The following is a 21,130-nucleotide window of genomic DNA, read 5'->3' on the forward strand; positions in this document are numbered from 1 at the left end:
AAATGGCAGCGATGGAACACGGCGGGCACGAGACTTACCGCGTGATCATTTTTGACCGCCATGGAACCAGAGCCCTTCTAGTTCCGGATCATGGTCGTTTCGCGCTTCCTTTCGTACAGATCGAACGCTGGCAGAGAGTCGCAGAGAATATTGCCGCCGCCCTTAGAGAAGATTGGGGAGTAGACGTCATTTGCCTCTTCGAATTGGAAGATGTGCCGTGCCCCATCGTCGAGACCAATCGCTATTGTGTAAGCGAATTCCGGGATTCGTTCCCTGGGCACAAACAACCAGCCCAATGGTCCCTCCTCTCGGATCCATCGCCTCACTCATTTGCCGATTTCAACGACTTCGAGGCAATTCGAAGATCCATCGCGAGGTGCCTTGCCCCGGCCAACGAATCGTCTGCCTCGCCCTTTGCAAGATTGGGTTGGTTCGACGATTTGCGCCAGTGGGTGAGTTCCACAATTGAGCCGCTACATCTTTACTTAACAGATGAATTTCGTCAGCTAAATGCCAGCGCGTCATTCAGCCTGATCCGGTTCGAGACCGATGGTCCGGCCCTGTGGTTCAAGGCTGTTGGGGAACCTAATCAAAGAGAGTTTTCGATTACCTGCACGCTTTCACAACTTTTTCCCGAATATCTCCCCCGACTCTTGGCGGTTAGACCCAACTGCAATGGATGGCTTGCAACAGAAGCCCCAGGCCAGTCTCTCTCCGAAACCCAGGAAGGCGAGGTCTGGCAGAGTGCAACGAGAGCGCTGGCCGATTTGCAGATTCAATCCATCCATTCAACGAGGGAAATTCTTTCAGCGGGCGCTCTTGACCTTAGCATCGCCACGCTCTCCGAAGCCGTGCAGCCGTTCCTGAAGACAATGGCACGATTGATGGCAAAGCAGACAAGAGTTCCACCGCCCGTCCTCAATTGGGATGAACTGCTCAATCTCGGAGAAGACATTCAAGCCGCGCTGCACCGAATGAAAACTTTGGAAGTTCCCGAAGCACTCGGACATCTTGATCTCAACCCTGGAAATCTCGTCGCATCTCCGGACCGATGTGTATTTCTCGATTGGGCAGAAGCCTACGTAGGGCTTCCGTTTATGACCTTTGAATACCTGCGGGAACATTTGCGCCGTACGATCGGGAAAGAGTCTTCCGTCGAAGAAAAGCTAGCGAACTTGTATTGCCAACAATGGGAACAGGTCTTGTCGCCCGCGGTGATCCGGGAGGTGTTCACTCTTTCGCCTCTTTTGGCGGTCTTTGGCTATGCAGCCGGGAATGATACCTGGAAAAAAGCGAATCGATTGGAGGACCCTCACACGGCAGGATATTTCCGCAGTCTGACGCGACGGATGCATCGAGAAGCCAATGCACGAGTCGATCGGAGTTTTGTATGCGCGGGACGATAGAACCTCCACCTACCTCATATATCGAGCGAGTAACTGAAGTGCTGCACGGAGTGTCAGTAGAGGACCCTTATCGGTGGCTTGAAGATCAAGATTCGCCTCGCACGCGAGAGTGGATTACCGCGCAGACGCAATATGCGAGGTCGTATCTTGATGCGATCCGAGGGCGAGAGCGCATTCGAGATCGTGTTCGTCAGTTGCTCGATGTCGAAACCTACGATTCGTTGCAGAAGATGGGCAGGCGGTATTTCTTCACGAAGCGACTACCAGGCCAGGAGCAACCTTGCATCTATTTTCGCGACGGGTGGGATGGAATAGACGAATTGCTAATTGATCCGTCTCTGCGAGGTTCAGGACCGTATAGCGCGGTTAAGCCCCTCCGCATTTCACCTGACGGACGTTTGTTGCTTTACGAGGTTAAGCAGGGCGGTGAGCGCACCGGAACATTTGAATTCTTCGACATCGACACCCGAAAGACTCTGCCCGATGTGTTACCACGTGGCTATCTGCGTGGCTTTGTATTTGCGCCGGATTCTCGATCTTTCTATTACGTTCATGAAACGGTGAATGCCCAAAGACAAAAGCGTAACGCCGCTCATCAGCATGTTTTGGGCACGAGCTTTGCGGAGGATCGCAAGGTGTTCTCTCCAGGCGATGACGAAAAGCTGCGGCTGCACATCGTTTCCGACCCGACTCACCTGGGTTTCCTGGTACTCCGGTTCGGACATATCACGGCTACCGACTTTTACCTCTGGCTATTTGACAGTCAGGATGAACCAGAGCTTCTGATTCAGAACGCCGAGTATTTGTTCGCACCGCGCCTGGTGAAGGACGGTCGCATTGTGGCCATGACGGATCGAAAAGCACCGAACTTCAGGATTGTCGAAATTCAGAGACGCAACAGTATCGAACCTGAATTTGTGGATCTGGTTCCCGTTTGTAATGCCAGGATCCAGAACTGGACCGTATGCGGAGACCGGATTTTCGTTTCCTATTTGAGGAATATGGAAACGGAGACTGATATCTTCGATCTCTCCGGCCATTGCATCGGTCACTTACAAGTTCGCCCCGGCAACACCATCCGGCTGCTGGGAGGATCCGAAGACAGTGATGAGCTGTTCTTCGAACAGGAATCGTTCACAACTCCCATTCGAATTTGCAGCTATCGCTCCTACGCAGGCGAGGTGACGCCATGGGCTGAGCGCAAGGTGCCATTTGACTCACAGGCCTTTACTTATACAAAAATCTCGTTTCCGTCGAAGGATGGCACGCAGATTCCGATGTTCCTTGTCGGTCGGCAGGAGGTCCTTGCCGGCGGCGTGCATCCAGCGATCATGACCTCCTACGGGGGTTACGGCGTAGCGATGACGCCGCAGTTCAGCGTGTTTGTCGCCTTCCTGATGGAGCGTGGCTGCCTTTTTGCACTGCCCAATATTCGCGGCGGTTCGGAATTCGGCGCCGCATGGCACGAGGCGGCAAAACGAACAAGACGACAAGTCGCATTCGACGACTTCATCGGCGCCGCCGAATGGTTGATTCAAACCGGACGGACGGAGCCCGAAAAACTTGCTATCTTCGGCGGCTCGAATTCCGGACTGCTGGTGGGCGCGGCCTTAACTCAGAGGCCCGATCTGTTTCGCGCGGTGGTCTGTATCGCACCGATGCTCGATATGTTGCGCTATCACTTGTTTGACAACGCACATGTGTGGAAAGACGAGTTTGGAACCGTCGAAGATGCCGACGACTTTCGAGCGCTCCTCAGCTACTCCCCTTATCACAACGTCCATAACGGAGTTCGCTATCCGGCAACCATGATTGTGTCCGGAGATGCAGACCAGAACTGCAATCCGCTGCACGCGCGGAAGATGACGTCACGGCTGCAAGCGGCGAGTCCGTCCGCTAACCCAATCTTCCTTGACTACAGTCCGTATCGCGGGCATTCGCCCGTGTTGCCCCTGGGCGAGCGCATCGAAGCACTCACAGACCGCATGGCATTTCTCTGCGACCAATTGCAGTTGACCGTCTGATAGGAGTTTCTGCGATGTCATTTCTTGTGTTGCGAGCGTATTTGGGACTGATTCAGTTCGACCTGTGTCTTGCCCGCGGAAATTTCAATGCCCTCTACGAAACAGTGCGCAGGTATCCGCTGAGCAACATGCCGGTCAAGGCCGGAGCTGTGGAGGAGATCTGTTTGGCGGTGGATATGGCGTCAATCTGGTACTGGAAACAGGTGCTCTGTCTGCAGCGATCCGCGGCTACAACTTGTTTGCTAAAAAACCATGGTGTACCGGCCCGAATGATTATTGGCGCGCAGCAGATGCCTTTCAAAGCTCACGCCTGGGTCGAAGTCGATGGACAGGTAGTCAACGACAGGCCTTACATGCGCGAAATGTACGGCGTGCTTGATCAATGCTAGTTGGCCGTTTCTGCCGGAAGGACCCACGAACATGAGTGTTCAATTTGGAAAGTGCAATTTCGATGGCAAGCCGATGGATCTAGGAGATCTCGACAAGGCTCGTGCACTTCTCGTGCCGTATGGGCCGGACGGAGAAGGACTCATCTGCAAGGATAACTGCGGCATTCTCTACCGTGCTTTCCACACGACCAAAGAGTCCTATCGCGAAGTCCAGCCACATATCTCGAAATACGGTTTTGTTCTCGCTTGGGATGGCCGGCTGGATAACCGCAAGGAATTGGTCGAAGAGATTGGCGGCGAGATTTCGCTTGACTCCACCGATGTTGAAATTGTCGCTGCAGTCTACCAACGCTGGGGAACTACTGCTTTTGCCAAGCTGATTGGGGACTGGGCGCTTTCTGTGTGGAATCCTAAAGATCAGTCGCTCGTCCTTGCCAAGGATTTTGTAGGTACACGCCATCTTTATTACTCAATTGAGGGGGACGAGGTCACATGGTGCACGCTTCTTGATCCTTTGGTTCTGCTCGCAAAACGTGCTCTGAAACTGGAGGAGGACTACATTGCCGGATGGCTGTCGTTCTTTCCAGCAGCCCACCTGACACCCTACATTGGCATTTATTCGGTACCGCCCTCGGCATTCGTTCTCCTGACGAAGAGAGGTCGCCAGGTCACCAAGTACTGGGACTTTGATCCAGGCAAGCGAATTCGTTATCGCAGCGATGCAGAGTACGAAGAGCATTTCCGCCTTGCATTTGGACGGTCCGTACGGCGACGCTTGCGCTCAGACTCTCCGATCCTTGCCGAGTTGAGCGGGGGAATGGACTCGTCATCTATCGTCTGCATGGCCGATTGCATCTCGACGCAAGGCTCGGAACCGTGCCCGCGCCTCGATACCGTTTCGTTCTACGACGACTCAGAACCGAACTGGAACGAGCGACCGTATTTCACAACGATTGAGGCAAGACGTGGCCGATCAGGCTGCCACATCGCGGCCGAACCGCTAAGACTTCTTCCTTGGGGCATGAGGACGGGCGCTCCAGCACTGATTCCGAATTGTGTTCCCGCTTCTGACGAAGTGACTCGCGTGTTGGCTGAATGCATGGAGTCACAAGGGAACCGCGTGGTCCTGTCGGGAGTGGGTGGTGATGAGGTGACCGGCGGGGTGCCAACGCCCATCCCGGAAATTCAAGACCTTCTTGCTTGCGGTCGGTTTACTACACTTCGCGGACAATTAAGAACCTGGGCACTTAGCAAGCGACGACCATGGGTTCACTTGCTCCTTGAGTCCGTGAGCGCTTTCTGCCCTATTGTCTGGCACTCCGCAAAGTGCTCGCAGTTACCATCATGGTTACGACCTGCTTTTGTACGGCGCCATCAATGCGCTATGCGTGGTTACGAATCCAGGGTGAAGCTCTTCGGTCCGCTCCCATCGTTCCAAGAAAACATAAGTGTCCTCAACTTGTTGCGAAGGCAGCTCGCCTGTGGGTTTTTGCCGAGGAAGCCGAATTACGAGAAGCGTTACCCGTATCTCGACCGGAACTTTTTGGAGTTCCTATACGCGATACCAAGGGAGCAGATCGTGCGCCCAGGACAGCGACGATCCCTAATGCGTCGCTCACTCAGAGGCATCGTGCCAGACGAAGTGCTTGAGAGACGGAGGAAAGCATACCTTTCGCGCGGTCCTGCTTCCATGATCTCGGCCGAGTGGCCGCATCTCGTCTCAGCCAGCCGCGCAATGGTGAGTTCCTCTGTGGGAATTGTTAATCGAGAGGCGTTCTGTGAAGCCCTGCAAAGGGCCAAAGAAGGTCAGGCTGTCTCAATTGTGCCCTTGATGCGCACGTTTGATATCGAATTCTGGTTGCAGTCTCATCTTTCTCACAGTTTTCCTAGTCCCTTCGACGTCGAGATTGGTCCTCACCAATCGCAAAATGCATGGGCGAGTTCCACCTCATTAAAGAGTTCAGCTAGCTAGCTGTAGTGTCTAAATCAAATTGCAACTGAAAGGAGGTAAACAAAATGAAATACGTGAAGCCAGAGATCGCTCTGATCGAGGCCGCGATGAACGCAATTCAGGGATCTGGAAAGACGGGCATCGCCTTTGACAACCCGGCTCAGCAGACGCGCTTAACAGTTCCCGCATACGAAGCTGATGAGTAATTGAAAGGCTGGAGCATTCATCCAGGAGTGCTCCAGCCTTATTCAAGCAATCTCGTTGGAGCATTCTTCTGGAGTCCTGCGGTACCTACAACGAGCACAAAAGGAGATGAGAATATGAACTACGCGACACCAACAATCACACTTGTCAGCGCTGCAGCGGCGGCAATCCAGGGGTCAGGCAAGATTGGTCTCTCCCTGGACAATCCGGTCATGCAGACGCACCTCACCGTTCCCGCTTACGAGGCCGATGAGTAGCAAAGTTGCCTGGGGCAGGTCGCGAGATTTGCTCCGGGCGTCGTTTCTCCATCTTGGAGTTGTACCGTATCCTCGCCCCGAGTCGTTCGTAAATCCTCGCCCATCTACAGCAAGGATAATGCCTCTCGTTGCCATTACTCCGATGGCGAGCGCGTTAAGGCGCGCAGTTGGCGCCACCGAACATATTGAGTTGCTTTTTCCGGGTTCGGATTTTCCTCTCCCTTCAGCCAAAAACAAAACCAGTCGACACTCGCTTGCTCAGCCGCCATTCGGTCCCACGGCTTCATAAGGATATGGACATCAGCAGGTATGTACAAAAGATCGACGGCCTTGCCCAATCTTTTCAGCCCCGCGAACCATTCCCATTGCTCAAGCAATGAAGCAGCCGCATTTGCGTGAAGCTGTATAGGTGTTTGTACTTTGTCCAGCAGGAAACCTGGAGCCTTTCGCATCCATAAGCCCAGTTCTGGTCCAAACGGAAGTGCCCCGGCGACCGCTTCCATTTCTGATTTAGCGAGCGGACCAGCCGCAACGTATTCGAAATATCCGCCGTCGAAGCCGTCGCTCGCAACAGCCGCGGCGAAACGTCTCCGTGAATGGGTCAGAGTGTATTTCACATAGAGACAAGTCCGACTAAAGCCAACAATGCCTACACGGCGTGGATCGATGATCCCTTTCTGGTCGAGGAAATCGATAGCACTTTCGTAGGCTCTCATGATGCGTTCGGACTCGACGGAGGTATTTCTCCAGGACTCGACGGAATCATTGATCTGCAGAACGACTATTCCACGACCAGCGAGCGGCTGCGCCGCAAAAGCAGTGGACCATGGTCCATCGATCCAAAAAGCATGGGGATCAAATCCGTGTGTCTGAATAACAAGTGGATATCGGTGAGATGGATCGTAATTAGGTGGCAGATAGAGCCCTCCATTCATAGTTTCACCGGAACCGTCCGGCCATTCAATTGGCTCGACTCGACCGAATGCTAGACCAGCGAACTGAGGATTGAGGTCGAGGATCGTTTGTCTAGTTGCGCCATTAATCGCGACGATTCGGGGAGGAATGTTGAGATCCTGGTCGACAACGATATCTGGCAGATGTTTTGGTTGTCCGCTTGAGCTGCTGAGAACCTGTTTCCATTCATCCTGGACCTTTTGATAGTAGACATCTTTCCGCTCAGATACAGCCTGGCTTTGGTTTGAGCGCATTCGGAATTGCACGACATTTGCCTGCTGGTCCCAATGCACAGGTATCAACTCACCAGCCCGAACTTCGATGACTTTTCTTGTCGGCAGTCGGATTTCGATCACGTACTTTGCCGATTTCCTTTCTTTCTGTCTGCCGACATCATTTGAATCCAAGGGGAGATATACACCACCCAAAAGGACTGAGCGCGAGTCAGGCGCCCACAGGAGTTCATCGGAGGAAAATGGGGCCGGCGCCTCAAGTATCGGCGTGCTCTGGTTCGTGCTCAGATCAATCCATTCGTAGCGCAACAGCCCGCTTGACGCCCCTGGAGGTATCACACGGCGAAATGCCGTCTGGATCGTCTGATCCTCGTATTGCTTCCAGTTTTTTGGTAGTTCGCTGATCCCGGTCTTCAGAATTAAGTGCCGGCCGTCGCGGGACAGAAAGAGATCGTTGATTCCCCCGTCCAACGAACCGACCGTTTGCAATCGTGTCTCCGTCCGCGCACCCTGTTGCACTATGAAGAGTTCGCGTTCGAATGAAGTGATCTTCCCCCTCATCAAATCCTGCAGCGACTCCGTCGTGATCGCTAATCCATAGCGGGCAATGGCACGGGTTTCTATGTCGCGTTCCGGCTTGTCAGCGAGAAACGCCAGAGTGCTACCGTGAGCCGATATCGCAAACGATCGCAGCGATGTTTTGTGTTTCGTCAACTTCTTCAAGTCGCCCGAACTGCAGCGAATCGAGTAGAGCTGTGTTGGTTCTTCTCCTTCGCTGCCGAGAAAGAAGATGGTGTCGTTGTCGTCCAACCAACGTAGGTTTGAGATCCCCGCTCGATTCGACGCGGAGGAAAAATACGCAACTTCCTTCGGAATTGCACTGCGAAAGACATCGGCTGTGCGGTAGACCAAGAGAGAGTAATTATTAGCATTTCGCTGAAGATCGCCGGTAGTGACCACGAACGCAAAGTGTTTGCCATCCGGAGAAAAGACGGCAAAATCGTGCGCAGGACCGATACCGGTGTAGCCTACCAAAAGTGGTTCGCCGACGCGTTTCATGGCGACGGCGTCGGAAACAGTCACGGCGCGCTTCTCGGATTGCTGGATTCTTTGCGACCAGCCTTTTTCAGTTGATGCGAGCGGTCCCGACAGAAGCAGTAGTGCGACGAACAAGCGCCAGGAAGACACATCCCCTCCAATTCTCAAAGGTATGGAAAGACGTTTGAGGATGAGGAGCGCTAGAACGTCATCTTTAGCGACAGCTGAAGTGAGCGAGGGCCACCTTGTTGAAATAACGGATTGAGTCCTCCGAGTCCTTGGTTCAGCATCCGCGTCGAAAGAAGATTGGCTGGACCTGCATCGATCTGGGGAAAAGGGTTGGCGAAATTCGGATGGTTGATCAGGTTAAAGGCGTCGGCGCGGAAATGCAGTCTGACCTGGTCCGTAATAGAGATCTTCCTGCCTATGGACAGGTCAACTTGGGTCAGGCCAAAACCGGGAATATCATTGCGTCCTTCCGTGCCCTGTCTAGGTGACGCGGGAATTGAAAACGCGGCGGGGTTGAGTCCTTTTCCTCCAGGACACGATTGCCCTGCCATAAGAACTCCACTACCGCCTTGTGTTGTGGGGCCGAAGGTGTGCATGCACTGTGCTCCATACACATAGAGCGGTTCTCCAGGCACACGATCGGGACGAGTGTATCCGATCCCACCGAAGGCGGATGGCATCGCAAGCAGTGCATTAAAGGGAAATCCCGTTCGAGCAACAACGACGGTGTCTATGGACCAGTTCTTTGTCAGCAGCGCGAGCAACCCGGCTTTTGCCGCTGAGGGCAGCTCATAGCTCACCGCGCCAGAGAAGCTGTGGCGCACGTCGAAGCTAGAGGAGGCGTAGTCGCGCGCACCAGAGATAACAGCATCAGAAAGCGCCAAAGCGATGTCATCCGAAGCATCATCGAGCGAATGAGACCATGCGTAGTTCAGCAGCATTTGCAAGCCGGCCCCGAGCGGCCGCCGGTACTGCAATTGCAGAGCGTGATAGTTCGATTGTGAGTCGTTGCCTGTTAGTTCAAATGGTTGAGTGAAGTTGACGTTGGGGCGAGGGAGAATATTCTGTCTCAGCAGATCTCTGCCAGCCTGTCCGGCGTAAGTCGCCGAGACAACCTGTTCTCCGCCAAAAGATTTCTCCAAAGCGAGGTTCCATTGATACGAACGCGGAAGTTCCAGATTGGGGGAAAATGCCGTGATGACTGATCCGTAGGGAGGCGCAAGTGATACGGGAGGTAAGTGGAGAGCGAGATCGGAGACAGGCAGCAAGACGTTCTGTGCTTGGACTGCAAACGCGTTGGGAAAGCTAAACCCGAGATCTCCCGACCGCCCGGTGCCTAGGTCGTAAAAGATCCCTCCCCCGAGACGGATAACATAGTCGCCCTTGCCTGTGAGTGCATAGGCTAATCCCAGACGCGGAGCGAAGTTGTGATACGTGGTTGCCCACAGAGATGTCCCAGGCGGCGCAATGGTAATCTCCGGCGGGTTATCTACGTTCTTCCACGTCGTCAGTGATGTCTTTTCTCGGGCAGAGGGTGCAGGATTCAATTCCCATCGAACACCGAAGGTAATCGTGAGTCGCTGTGACGCTTTCCAAGTGTCCTGGCCGTACAACGACAGTGCATGTGTCAAGAACTTTGTGGGCAGGTTCGTGGAGGTGAAGAAGAAATCGGTGGAACCGCTAGAAAGCAAGTCTTGGGTGCTAAATACCATATAAAAAGGCTCATGCTGGTACGGATTTACATCCAAGTAGAGAGCGCGATAATCCGCGCCGAATTTCAACTGGTGTGCCCCCCTGAAGATCCAAAGATCATCATTGAAGTTCAATTGCCTAGTTCGATTGCGTCCTCCGGAACCTACCTGGTAGAAACCCGTGTCAAAAGACTGGAAATAGGCAAGGTTCTGTTCAGGCTGAAGATCTCCAAGCAATAAGTTCGATCTGATCGGCACCGCGCCGCCGAACGAGTCCAACCGATAGGAAAGATCTGCAGCTTGAGTTGAAAAGTTGGCTCGAACCGAATTGGCGAGGTGCGGTTTGAGCAGCATGTCGAATCCCAAAGTCAACGTCTTCGTGTCGACCTCGACGGCTTGGAGGTTACTTAAAATGCTGACTCTGCTGATACTCTGAGAAGGCGCCTGATCATAACGACCAAACACTGTGAATCGCTTGCTTAAGGTGTAATCAATCCGCGCGCTTCCCGCGTCCAGCGCCGCACTGTTGGAATAACTTCCTGTAAATGGTGCGGTGTACGCCGTGGGGGAAATAGGCTGGCCATTTGGCTGAGGATAGGCGTCGATGTATGGCCGCAGTTCAACCGGCGCGGAGGATCGCGCAAAAGCAGACGGGACTTGAATTACCATGCTCTGAGGCTGGGCTAAACGTGCTCCTTCGTACGACAGAAAGAAGAACATCTCGTTCCTGCGGATGGGACCTCCAAGGAATCCCCCGAAATCGTTGTGGTGTTCGGGAGCCTTTGCAGTCGGTGGTATCGCTGCGTTGTTGAACCAATTGTTTGCGTCCATGACAGTGTTCCGCAGGTAATCAAACACGCCTCCGTGAATGGTGTTTGTACCGGACCGCGTAGTGAGGATTACCTGGCCTCCAGGTGAGCGGCCGAATTCGGGAGCAAACGATGAGGTTTCAGTCCGGAATTCCTGCAGCGCATCCACCGAAACTAGGCTACTGGTACCACCCAAGGCGCTGAAAGCCTGGGCCGCGCCAGTACCCGACTGTCCCAAATTTGGGCCAACACCAACTCCGAAATTCGCGGATACACCATCCACCGTGAAATTGTTGGCATCAGTCCGCTGGCCCGCAACGCTGAATTGTCCTGGTGCCCCGGCACTGCTCGGAGCGATAACTACTCCGGGAGTCAACTGAAGAAGCGTATTGAAACTCCTCCCATTGAGCGGAAGATTCTCTACAAACTTGCGGTCGATCACGGTGCTCACCGATGCGGATTGTGTATTCACCAGTGGTGCTCCACCCTGCACCGTGATCGTTTCCATCGCCGCTCCAACCGGCAACGTGAAATTGATGGAGACCGCATCCTGCACATTCAGCGTAATGTCGGGTTTGATGATGGTCTTGAAACCGGTCTTCGAAACCTGAATCCGGTATGGCCCGGGCGGTAGATTCGGCAGCACATAGATGCCTTCGTTGTTGGTTTTGGTGGAGTACTGCACGCCAGTCACATCGTTGACGACAAGGACATCTGCGCCCGCGATCACGCTCGCGGTGGAATCGAGAACTTGGCCGTTAATGTTTGCGTTCGGCGACTGGGCAACAACCGGCAGGAGGAACACCAGAAAACAGCAGAGAATGATGGCAATCCGGGGCAAGGGCATTTGAATTCTCCAGCGAACAGCGAATCTGCCGCTACTCGTTTATTCGCAGGAAATTCCGAAACTCTACCAAGTAACCTTAATCCTGGATGGAAGAAGAAATCTAGATTTGCCGAACGGCTGCCTTATGGATGGTTAGGATCTGTTTTGAGATATGCAAAAAGAAGCGGTTTGCTGCTGGGTTTCGGGCTCCCGCCATTGGGTTCGACGGTTACAAAAACGGCGTCGATTCGTGCCAACGTTTGCGAATCATTGAACTTCAATACCCAGCGTTTTCTGGAAATGTCGTCTTCCGAAAAAACGCCGAGACTGAGTGCCTGCTGCCGATTCGGCCCACGGCGGCCCCACGCTTGGAAAGTCGTTGCACGCTTCAGGCCATCCTGCTGATCCAAGTCGTAAGCATAGAAAATCAGTGACCTTCCTTTGTCATAGAAGACGCGGCCATATGGCTTCTTCGTCGTGCCGTTATCGGCAACGTCGTAGACTTCCGCAATGTAGAGGTCACGCGCACCGATTAGCTCACGAATATCTCGATCGTGTGCAAGCAACTGCTGCTGCTCGTCGATAATTCCCTCTCGATCCTGTAACTGTTTAGTCAAATCCTCAACTTTGCTCTGAAGCGTTTTCGCGTATGCAGTGTCGTGAGTTGACTGCGCAGCTAGAGAGGCCAGACGCTGTTGTAGGGCTTGAGAATTCTCTTGTGCCGCCTGCAATTTCTGCGCAAGATCCGTTCTCTCACCCACGAGCTCCTGTTTAGCGGCGTCTCCATTGCGTAGATCGCTTTCTAGCCTTTGTTGTGCCCCTTTCATTTGCTCGATTCCAGCCTTCTGCTGTTCGAATTGCGCTCTCAAATCCTTAAGTGCTTCATCGCGTTGCACGATCGCAGTTCGCAACAGCTCACGCTCGTGTGCCGCGTCACTCAGTTGTTCCTCAAGGGACGATTGCGCAGTTAACGATGCCGGTGTTTCGATAACTTTGCCGGATTGAGTTTGTTGTATTCCAAGTTTCGAGTTACGGCTGCTCATCCAGTGGGTATTCAGCCCAAGAGTGGCAATGAGCAGGATTGCAGCAGTACCTAACATCCATACGTGACGCCACGTGGACCTGGATGAAACAGGGGAAGCAAGGTTGAAGGGAGTGTGTGGCCCATTGCCACTTCTCGCAGCGGTGTTTTTGCGGTGGTCCTCCTGCGCCAGACGCTGAAGAAAGATCTTCTCGGCTCGCGGTTGCGACCAGCCAGGACCGGGATCAACATCCAGTACTTTGTCCGGGGCCATCACCGGGATGGCCTCATCTACGATCTTTTCGTATTGCTGGAGAGCTTTTCGGCAGCCAGAACAAACAGCAAGGTGGTCTTGTAGTCGCTTTTGATCTTCCTGGCTTAGCTGGCCCGACGTCGAGACGGCACAAAGTTCCAGGAACTCGTCATGGGATTCGTTTGGCAAAAGCGCCCTCGTTCCCAGGGTAGACGACACTTTGTATCATATTTCGCGCTTGCCCCACAATTTGCCATTAAAAACGCACCGGCGGAGCTTCTCGATCGCGCGATAGTAGTGATGGCTTACGTTTCCGACTGTTTGTCCTAGCTGCGCCGCGATCTCGCCAAATGTATAGCCGTCGTAAAAGTACAGTTGCAAAGTTTTCTTCTGATCTTCGGAAAGCTCGTGCACGATCTCCTGCAACACGTCTCGCGCAATCAATTGTGTATCAGGTGATGCAATGCTGATGGAGTCGTCCTCTTCGGATTCCGACACTTCCTCTATGTCGAGCGTGTTGTAGAAATGGCGAGAGACCAGATAACGGTGCCGCGAGATAGCACGGCGATAGGTCATTTGGAGAATCCAGAGCCGTGCCGAAGCTTTAGCTGGATCAAAAGTGTGGCAAAGACGAAGAATCAGCAGAAAAATTTCCTGCAACAGGTCATCTGCCTCAGCCGCATCACGAAGGGCTCGATAGGCGATTCCTCGGACCACCCGCGCATAACGGCGGAACAGGGCGGCCAGTGCGTCCCGTTCACCGTCGCAGATGTCAGACATCAATTCTTCGTCGGATCGTTGAGACAAAGAATTCGCGTCAACTGCTTCCAACGCGGAGATCGGCGTCTTTCTCCTGGACAGGGAGAGCGGAAGCCTACCTGCTATCGAACTATCCACCTTATCCGCCGATCATGCATTCGGTCGCGCATTTGAAAATGATGGGTTTTCCCCGTTTGTTTTTATCCATCATTCCAAGACACTCTTCGTTGATGCCGCATTCCCAGCAAATTCAGCCCAAGTCAGGCCCTGAAAAGGCCTTTGGCATTGTGCTGCGTGACATTAGGAAGGCGGCGGGATTTTCTCAATTGGACGTGTACATGAGGTTCGGTATCGACAGAACCCAACTGAGCGCTATTGAACGCGGTGTGCAAAGCCCAACTCTCAGGACAATTGATCGTCTTTCCCGGGCTTTTCGTATCAGCCCGAGCGAAATGATGCGTCGAATGGAAAAGTCGCGGTTCTATCGTCGCTAGTCTGGCCAAGAAGCGTTTATGTAAATAGCTCCCGGACGAGAATTCGTGGTTTATATATCTAGTCCACAATATTTTACCTGTCAAGTATATCTGTTATGACGTTTAACAGCCTCGTCGACGCGACTACTTTGTGTGTGGAATGAGCACAGACTTCGGTCGACTGTTTCGCAAACGATTGGCGAGCCTCCGCGAAGCGGAAGGGCTTACGCAGGCGAAGTTATCTGAAGAGATCGGGGCAGGCCCTCAGTACATCAGTCATGTTGAAACCGGCCGCATTAAGACTCCACCGTGGCCTAAGACGACAAAGGTGGCCAATGCTCTGAACGTCTCAATGAGTGATCTGTTATTTTTTGAAGGCGTCGATGATAGCGAGGAACAACTGCGATCCAAAATTCACAGGCTTGCGCAAACCAAGAATGTCGACCTGCTGCGCAAGTATTATCGCCTGATGCTTGTTGCCCGTGAGAAGTAAAAACTGAGGGCACAATCCCTCGTGAACTATATGGTGCGCGTTCGAGCACACGATCTTTGGGACAATATTCCAAAATAGACATCTTGCAACTCATGAAGGAAGCAGTGTTATTCGGTGAGCTTCTTCGCGTTACTAGAAAAGCTCATAAACTCGGAATCGGGGAACTGGCTGAAAGAGTGGATATAGGAGCGAAGCACCTCGGTCGTCTTGAACGCGGCGAGAAAGCACCGTTGTTCGAGCTGATCATCGCTTTGGCGAATGCGATGGACGTATCGCCTTCAGTGTTTTTCGAATTCGAGAATCTTGAAACAGATCCAAAGATTTTGAAAGAGCAATTAGTGCGTCTGATCGAGACGCAGGAACATTGCAGACCTGCGGAAAGCACATCGCTTACTTAGAGCGGGCCTAAAGTCTTAATTAGGTTTCAAAGAACGAACTCAACTTTCGAGCGCCAAACTTCTACCCCAGCTATTAGAGATGCCCGCAGGGGCAATGTGAATGGAACGACAGGAACTTTTCGGGAGCAGAGTACGATCCGTTCGCGAAGCTGCAGGACTCAATCGCGATACTGTTGCCGAAAGAATGAACAGGAGCAGCAGTTACGTTGGCGAAATCGAACGAGGGGAGAAGTGGCCGGCATTTGACACGCTCGAACTCCTAGCAAAGGCCCTTGAAGTAGAGCCTCCGACCCTATTTGAATACGAAGCTGAAGAGATCAACAACGACATCTTGTTGAGTAAATTGCAGCAGTTGCTTTCAAATCGAAATACGGAAGAACTTCAGTTAGCACTTCGGGTACTGAGAGCCCTCTTTCGAAGGTAAGATTACTGGGTTCTGGAGGTCCCCATTCCTCTGACACAGGTTGAGTTCTGAGAGTTTCTCCCCGTCCTAGTCATCACCCAAAGAATAAACTATTCCTTTCAGCACCCATCAAGTGCATACTTCGTCGAAAGGTGCGGAAAGCCAAGATACTCTTCTTTGCGGCATGCAATGAATGTAAGCTTGTAGGTAAATGCTGTCCGAAAGGCAAACAATGCGCCTTATCGGTGATGGCTTTCGATGGTGATCTTTATGCGGAAGTTTCGGGAATGCTCGCACTGGCAACTGCACACGAAGTTGAGTGTGGCGAAGGGCATATTCTGAATGGTCAGATTCGGCCTGGCGGAACAGCTTTCGACGCTCGTTTTGATGAGAATTGGCAACGGGAATAATCACCAAACCAGAATTCGCCGTTATTTGTGCAGGTGGTTCTGTCTGTTGAATTTCGAAGGATAAATGGATACAGTAGAGATGTCCGATCCATCATTCTCAGGTGAGAGTGCATCATGTCTGTAATGGCTGTTGCCGATCTAGAAGCTTTGAAAGATGAGATCATTCGTGAACTCCAGACTAGGGCATTGCGTCCGACGGACGTATTGACTTCTCTTCATTCAAGGTATCCAGATCCGGAAATCAAGGAAGTGATTCTCCAGCTTTTGCAGGAAGGCAAACTGGAGTTGTCGTCGGACCGTCGCTTGCACGTCGCTCAGGTTGCGTAGTGTTGTTGGACACCTCAGACAACGTTGATCGATCAAAATAGCCGTACTGCTCGCCGCCATAGCGTCAAACGTGACCGCCCCAAAACGGATCCGACCGATAGCCGTTCCTATTTTCAAAAAGATCGGGACCGTGTACTCTACACCTCCTCACTACGCAGATTAGCGGAGATAACTCAAGTCGTCTCCGCAGATACCAGTCACGTCTTTCACAATCGTCTTACCCACTCAATGCAGGTATCTCAAGTAGGTAGGAGGCTAGCGGAACGGCTGCTGCTTCTGGACCACGGCATTGTTGAATCGAGTTCCACCGGACTTGATCCAGATGTCGTAGAAGCCGCATGTTTAGCGCATGACTTGGGACACCCACCGTTTGGTCACATTGCTGAGGAAGAACTCAACGACTTTGCGGGAAATGAAATTGATGGTTTCGAGGGCAATGCCCAGAGTTTTCGAATTGTTACACGGCTTTCTCAACACTCGACCCATCATCGAGGACTGGACCTGACGCGGGCAACATTGGCGGCAATTCTGAAGTACCCATGGCTAAAAGGAAATAATCCGTCCAAGTCGGGAAAATGGGGCGCCTATCGCAGTGAGCAAAAGAATTTCGATTTCGCCTGTGAGTTGCTAGGAAAAGCGAACAAGAGAACGATTGAAGCTGAGCTTATGGATTGGGCCGACGACATTACCTATTCGGTCCACGACCTCGAAGATTTCTATCGAGCCGGCAAAATACCCTTACACCTGCTCGCTGACAGGCTTTACGAGAGAGAACGCCGTTTCTTTTTTGAGAATGTGTTCGAGCGTGTGGACAGGAACGGAGGATCAATTGACCGGGAAGCGTCCATTGAGGCGTTCAATGACCTTGTAATCGGCCTTTTCCCCTTGGACAGACCTTATTCCGGAACTTGGCAAGAAAGGGCAGCACTTCGTAATTTCAGCAGCCAATTGATCGGGCGGTACATAAGCGGCACTCGACTTAAGGCAGATGGGGATGGCGATTGCGTTCCGGCCATTGATGAACAGCTCCGAATCGAGGTAGCGATCCTAAAGGAACTCACCTGGACCTACATTATTGAGGCACCGGCACTCGTGACCAAGCAATTTGGACAACGTCGGGTAATTCGCGGCCTGTGTGAAATCTTCTTCGAAGCCGCAAATGATCAGAAACGATGGTATTTGTTTCCGCCTTATTATCGTGATTCGCTGAAGCAGTCGGGCGGTGATCCCAAAATAATGAAGAGAACAGTTGTCGATTTTGTAGCAGGCATGACTGAAAACCAAGCCTTGGCAATGTTTGCGAGATTATCAGGGCTAGAAGCGGGTACGGGCTTGCATGAAATCGTGCCTTGAGGCGGATCTCGAAGAGGACACCTGCCTGCTGGAGAATGCCAAGCACCCCACGTGTCCTTTGCTGATGTTCTGCTCTGAAAACCGACCACGCCCGCGACGGTAGTGACTGTACGCTCAGCGGTCTCACGCTCCATTCAGCACAAGATTTGACCGGACCGCGACCTCGTCCTACTATCTGCGGAAGAGTTGACCAACCAAGCGATCAAGCTTGCATCACCGGTCAGGACCGTTCACGGCTAGGCAATCTATGGAGCAGGTGAGACAAGTTCGGCGTGCGTTCTTCCCTGACATCGAGGGGAATCTCGTCTGGAAAGTCGTATCGTTTGTCATCTGCACTGTGTCGTTCGGCCTAATTGTAGCGACGCTCGGCTATAGAGTTCGTGGTATTACACCTCCTGCCACGTTGTCACTTGGGTTGGCGCTCGCCTTTGCCGTTGCAGCGTTCGTGTTTTCGAAGTTTCTGTTCCACGCCTATCGAGAGCAACGTCGAACCGAAGGCGTGCTCAACGATACCGAACGCGGATTTCAGTCGGTCTACGAGAACACACTGGATGCGATTGTCATTCTCGACGACCAGGCTGTCTGCCGTGAGGCTAATCCCGCCGCCGAAAAGCTCTTTGGAGTACGACGCGAAGAATTAATTGGGCAGGCGATCGTCCACTTCTACAAGAACCCTGAGCCGTTTCAACCGTTTTGGGAACGTCTTTCGGCTGAGAAGGTTCAACAGGGTGAGGCGGAGCTAATAAGGAATGATCATCCTGCTTTCGTCAAGTTCACGGCAAAGAGCGATTGCTTGCCCGGACAGCACGTGATCATTTTCCGCGATGTTACGCAACGACGCCGCGCCCAGCTTTCTCTCTTGGAAAGTGAAGAGCGGTTTCAGCAGATGGCCAGCAATATCCAGGAAGTCTTCTGGATGATCGACGCGGAAACAAAGAACGCGCTGTATGTCAATCAGGCATACGCAGAAATCACCGGACGTTCCGTCGAGTCGTTACACGAGGCGCCTTCTTCCTATGAGGAAGTAATCCACCCCGAAGATCGGCAGCGCGTGCTTGAGAAGCGTGATGAAGCCACCCGAACTGGCCGCTTCGACGAAAGATTTCGCGTTCTCCGCCCCGATCGTGAAGTTCGTTGGGTATGGGCTCGCGGATTCCCCGTGCGAGAGGCGAATGGAGTGATTCGCCGGTTAGTTGGAACGGCACTCGATGTCACAGAAGCCGAGGCATTGCGAAGTGCAACCTTAGCCCTCATTCAGGATCTCCACATGGATTCTGTGATGGACACCTTACTTCGCGCTCTCGCCGAGTTGGTTCCGTACACCTGTGCGCGAGTTTTCGTTCCCGAGGGCGGTCCATGGGTGCAAGCGCTTGGCGAGAGAGTCTGCCCAGAATCCGGCATGAAATCTCATGCATACTTGATTCACCTGAATGCTGAGGAATCCCCCTTCCTCCAGCGTATATCGTCAGAACAGAAGAGTGTTCTGATCCCAGACACAAGGCAGGAAGCGGAGTGGCAGACATTCAAAGGTCATGAGAATTTTCGGTCCTGGCTCTCGGTTCCCTTGTTTGCTTCTGGCCAGTATTTAGGATTTCTTTCGGTCGGACATGTAGAGTCGAACCAGTTCAACGTGGAACATCTTCGCCGCGCTCAACTACTGGCGATTCCTGCCGCTGCGGCGATCCAGAATTCTCAGCTTTACGCGGGAGCGGAAATCTATGCGGAAGAGCTTGAAAAACGAATTGCGGAGCTCCATCAGGCTAAGGCTGCTCTGATCCAGTCAGAGAGTACGCGAACGGCCTCCGAAGAACGGTTTCAAAAGGTTTTTCGCTCCAGCCCCATTGCCTTTAGCATCACGACGCTTGATGAAGGCCGGTTTGTGGACGTAAACGTGGCCTTTGAAGCCCGCTACGGCTACACACGCAGTGAATTGATTGGCAGAACCGTGCATGAACTTGGAATTTGGGAGGATCCGGCAGACCGCACGCTGATGACCGCACAGCTTAGAAGAGGTCCGGTTCGTTCGATCGTCACTAAGTTACGCGCAAAATCGGGGGAAATCAGAGTCACGGCTTACTCGGCTGATCGAATCCAGTTCGATGGCCAACAATGTGTTCTCGCGGTATCTGAAGACGTGCATGTATTCGATCCACACCAGAGCAACTAATCTCAAAGTCAGTTCGACTTCTCCTGTCCGGCTTCCGGTTCTGGAGCCGTAAAACTCTCGAAGATCGTTTCTCCGTAGGCTTTCGTCCTATCAAACCGGACGTTTCGGCTTGTCTTGCGCCTGTTCGGAATTCCGACCACAAAAAAGAAAAATGCACTCCTGAAAAGGAGAGCAGCTTAGCATCGCTTGTGTTGTCGGGCATTCAGGCAAGGGCGACGGTAAATGGCTGAGTCGTCAGACGGGGCGGTCTGAAATGAGAGGCCCAGTCTGCACTGCTTCTAGATCAAATCCGTTTTTTTACCTGGGTCTCTGTAGACAACGAACGGGAGGCATTTGGCTTTGGACTATAGATGGCTACAAGCACAAGCCTTCATCGCCACAATCGCGGAAGAAGGAAGTTTTTTGCGTGCTGCGAAGCGCCTACGCACTGCTCCGTCTTTCCTGACCAGAAAGATCGCCGAGGTTGAAAGAGATCTGCGTACTGGTGTATTCGACCGTACTACCAGAAGGCTTGAGCTAACTGCCGTGGGCCGCCTCGTTCTGCCCGAGATTCAAGTTGCGCTTCGTCATTCGGAACGGGCGTGGGAACTAGCCCATTACTACGGTCGGCTGCTGAATGGCCCCATACGGATCGGCTACTCTCCGTACGCGCAGGAGTCCCTAATCCGTGCACTCCATCGAGTGGATGCACGGCAACTAGAAGCCCAATTGGTGACAGTTGCAGACAGTCCTGAACCGCGACTTGAGTTTCAAGGCGCTACCACACCCGAACTCATTGAATGCGTGCTGCGAGCGAAGATACATGCCGGCGTCGGCGTTCAGCCAGTGTTTGATCCCGAGCTTTGGACGGAGGTACTTGCGCGAGAACCATTTTGCGTCTGCCTGCCGAGAGGACACGCGTTGACTCAGAAACCGACTATTTCGGCTCGTGACCTGCATGGGCAGACACTCTTCTGGATACGGCGGGAGATGCATCCAGGATTCTACGACCGAATGGTGAAATATATCCGCAGCACGGGAGCCCGTCCTTTGTATCAGGAGGGACCGTCCATGACACAAGCCATTGAAATGGTGGTGCACGGACTTGGCATAGCGCTGTTACCGAATTCCGCCGTGCGCTTGTCGCGTGCAGGTGTGGTGTTCCGAACCATCAATGACCGATATCTCCAAATCGAGACGGTCTTATTTACAAAGAAGGAGTTCATGCATGGTGTCCTACAGGATCTCATGCAGTTTCTTGTCTCACACCTCCGGGCTGTAAAACCGAGTGTGCAGTAGACGT

The 21,130-nt window shown here is 52.8% G+C and carries 16 protein-coding genes; 12 read left to right on the top strand and 4 right to left on the bottom strand.

Features of this window, described 5'->3' with window-relative positions:
- Positions 1-2 precede the first annotated feature (2 nt).
- The 6 genes from VN577_11625 (at position 3) to VN577_11650 (ending at position 6,231) form a co-directional block, all read left to right on the top strand.
- Positions 3-1,406 carry a phosphotransferase gene (locus VN577_11625; GenBank protein ID HWR15470.1) on the top strand — a complete coding sequence of 468 codons (1,404 nt, stop codon included), beginning with the start codon at positions 3-5 and terminating at the stop codon, positions 1,404-1,406.
- On the top strand, positions 1,391-3,430 hold the full coding sequence (locus VN577_11630; protein ID HWR15471.1) for a prolyl oligopeptidase family serine peptidase: 2,040 nt from the start codon (positions 1,391-1,393) through the stop codon (positions 3,428-3,430). The genes VN577_11625 and VN577_11630 overlap by 16 nt, the downstream gene beginning before the upstream one ends.
- 14 nt (positions 3,431-3,444) lie before the next feature.
- Positions 3,445-3,819 (top strand): lasso peptide biosynthesis B2 protein, encoded by a 375-nt coding sequence (locus VN577_11635; protein HWR15472.1) that lies wholly within the window; start codon positions 3,445-3,447, stop codon positions 3,817-3,819.
- Positions 3,820-3,850: 31 nt separating this feature from the next.
- Complete coding sequence (locus tag VN577_11640) at positions 3,851-5,791, top strand: asparagine synthase-related protein (GenBank protein ID HWR15473.1); 1,941 nt, start codon at positions 3,851-3,853, stop codon at positions 5,789-5,791.
- 44 nt (positions 5,792-5,835) lie between these two features.
- Complete coding sequence (locus tag VN577_11645; GenBank protein HWR15474.1) at positions 5,836-5,976, top strand: hypothetical protein; 141 nt, start codon at positions 5,836-5,838, stop codon at positions 5,974-5,976.
- Between the two features lie 114 nt (positions 5,977-6,090).
- Complete coding sequence (locus tag VN577_11650) at positions 6,091-6,231, top strand: hypothetical protein (protein HWR15475.1); 141 nt, start codon at positions 6,091-6,093, stop codon at positions 6,229-6,231.
- 134 nt (positions 6,232-6,365) lie between these two features.
- Here the strand turns inward: VN577_11650 and VN577_11655 are convergent, their stop codons facing one another.
- The 4 genes from VN577_11655 to VN577_11670 all read right to left on the bottom strand — a co-directional run bounded on the left by VN577_11655 (position 6,366) and on the right by VN577_11670 (position 13,845).
- On the bottom strand, positions 6,366-7,907 hold the full coding sequence (locus VN577_11655) for a hypothetical protein (protein HWR15476.1): 1,542 nt from the start codon (positions 7,905-7,907) through the stop codon (positions 6,366-6,368).
- Positions 7,908-8,656: 749 nt separating this feature from the next.
- Positions 8,657-11,812: a TonB-dependent receptor gene (locus tag VN577_11660; GenBank protein ID HWR15477.1), complete on the bottom strand. Its 3,156-nt coding sequence runs from the start codon at positions 11,810-11,812 to the stop codon at positions 8,657-8,659.
- A 122-nt stretch (positions 11,813-11,934) separates the two neighbouring features.
- On the bottom strand, positions 11,935-13,254 hold the full coding sequence (locus VN577_11665; GenBank protein ID HWR15478.1) for a hypothetical protein: 1,320 nt from the start codon (positions 13,252-13,254) through the stop codon (positions 11,935-11,937).
- Between the two features lie 36 nt (positions 13,255-13,290).
- The gene (locus VN577_11670; GenBank protein HWR15479.1) at positions 13,291-13,845 is read right to left on the bottom strand and encodes a sigma-70 family RNA polymerase sigma factor; all 555 of its coding nucleotides are present in this window, start codon (positions 13,843-13,845) and stop codon (positions 13,291-13,293) included.
- Between the two features lie 612 nt (positions 13,846-14,457).
- On the opposite strand from VN577_11670, the gene VN577_11675 reads away from it, so the two are divergent.
- The 6 genes from VN577_11675 to VN577_11700 all read left to right on the top strand — a co-directional run bounded on the left by VN577_11675 (position 14,458) and on the right by VN577_11700 (position 21,126).
- Positions 14,458-14,790 carry a helix-turn-helix transcriptional regulator gene (locus tag VN577_11675; GenBank protein HWR15480.1) on the top strand — a complete coding sequence of 111 codons (333 nt, stop codon included), beginning with the start codon at positions 14,458-14,460 and terminating at the stop codon, positions 14,788-14,790.
- Positions 14,791-14,882: 92 nt separating this feature from the next.
- Positions 14,883-15,188 carry a helix-turn-helix transcriptional regulator gene (locus VN577_11680; protein ID HWR15481.1) on the top strand — a complete coding sequence of 102 codons (306 nt, stop codon included), beginning with the start codon at positions 14,883-14,885 and terminating at the stop codon, positions 15,186-15,188.
- 927 nt (positions 15,189-16,115) lie between these two features.
- Positions 16,116-16,328, top strand: coding sequence for a hypothetical protein (locus VN577_11685; GenBank protein ID HWR15482.1), 213 nt, complete (start codon positions 16,116-16,118; stop codon positions 16,326-16,328).
- A gap of 24 nt (positions 16,329-16,352) precedes the next feature.
- Positions 16,353-17,681, top strand: a complete 1,329-nt coding sequence (gene dgt / locus VN577_11690; GenBank protein ID HWR15483.1) for a dNTP triphosphohydrolase — start codon at positions 16,353-16,355, stop codon at positions 17,679-17,681.
- A 256-nt stretch (positions 17,682-17,937) separates the two neighbouring features.
- Positions 17,938-19,848 carry a PAS domain S-box protein gene (locus VN577_11695; protein HWR15484.1) on the top strand — a complete coding sequence of 637 codons (1,911 nt, stop codon included), beginning with the start codon at positions 17,938-17,940 and terminating at the stop codon, positions 19,846-19,848.
- Between the two features lie 339 nt (positions 19,849-20,187).
- The gene (locus VN577_11700; protein ID HWR15485.1) at positions 20,188-21,126 is read left to right on the top strand and encodes a LysR family transcriptional regulator; all 939 of its coding nucleotides are present in this window, start codon (positions 20,188-20,190) and stop codon (positions 21,124-21,126) included.
- Positions 21,127-21,130: the final 4 nt, after the last annotated feature.

The organism is Terriglobales bacterium, from assembly GCA_035561515.1.
Lineage (GTDB): Bacteria > Acidobacteriota > Terriglobia > Terriglobales > Acidobacteriaceae > DATMXP01.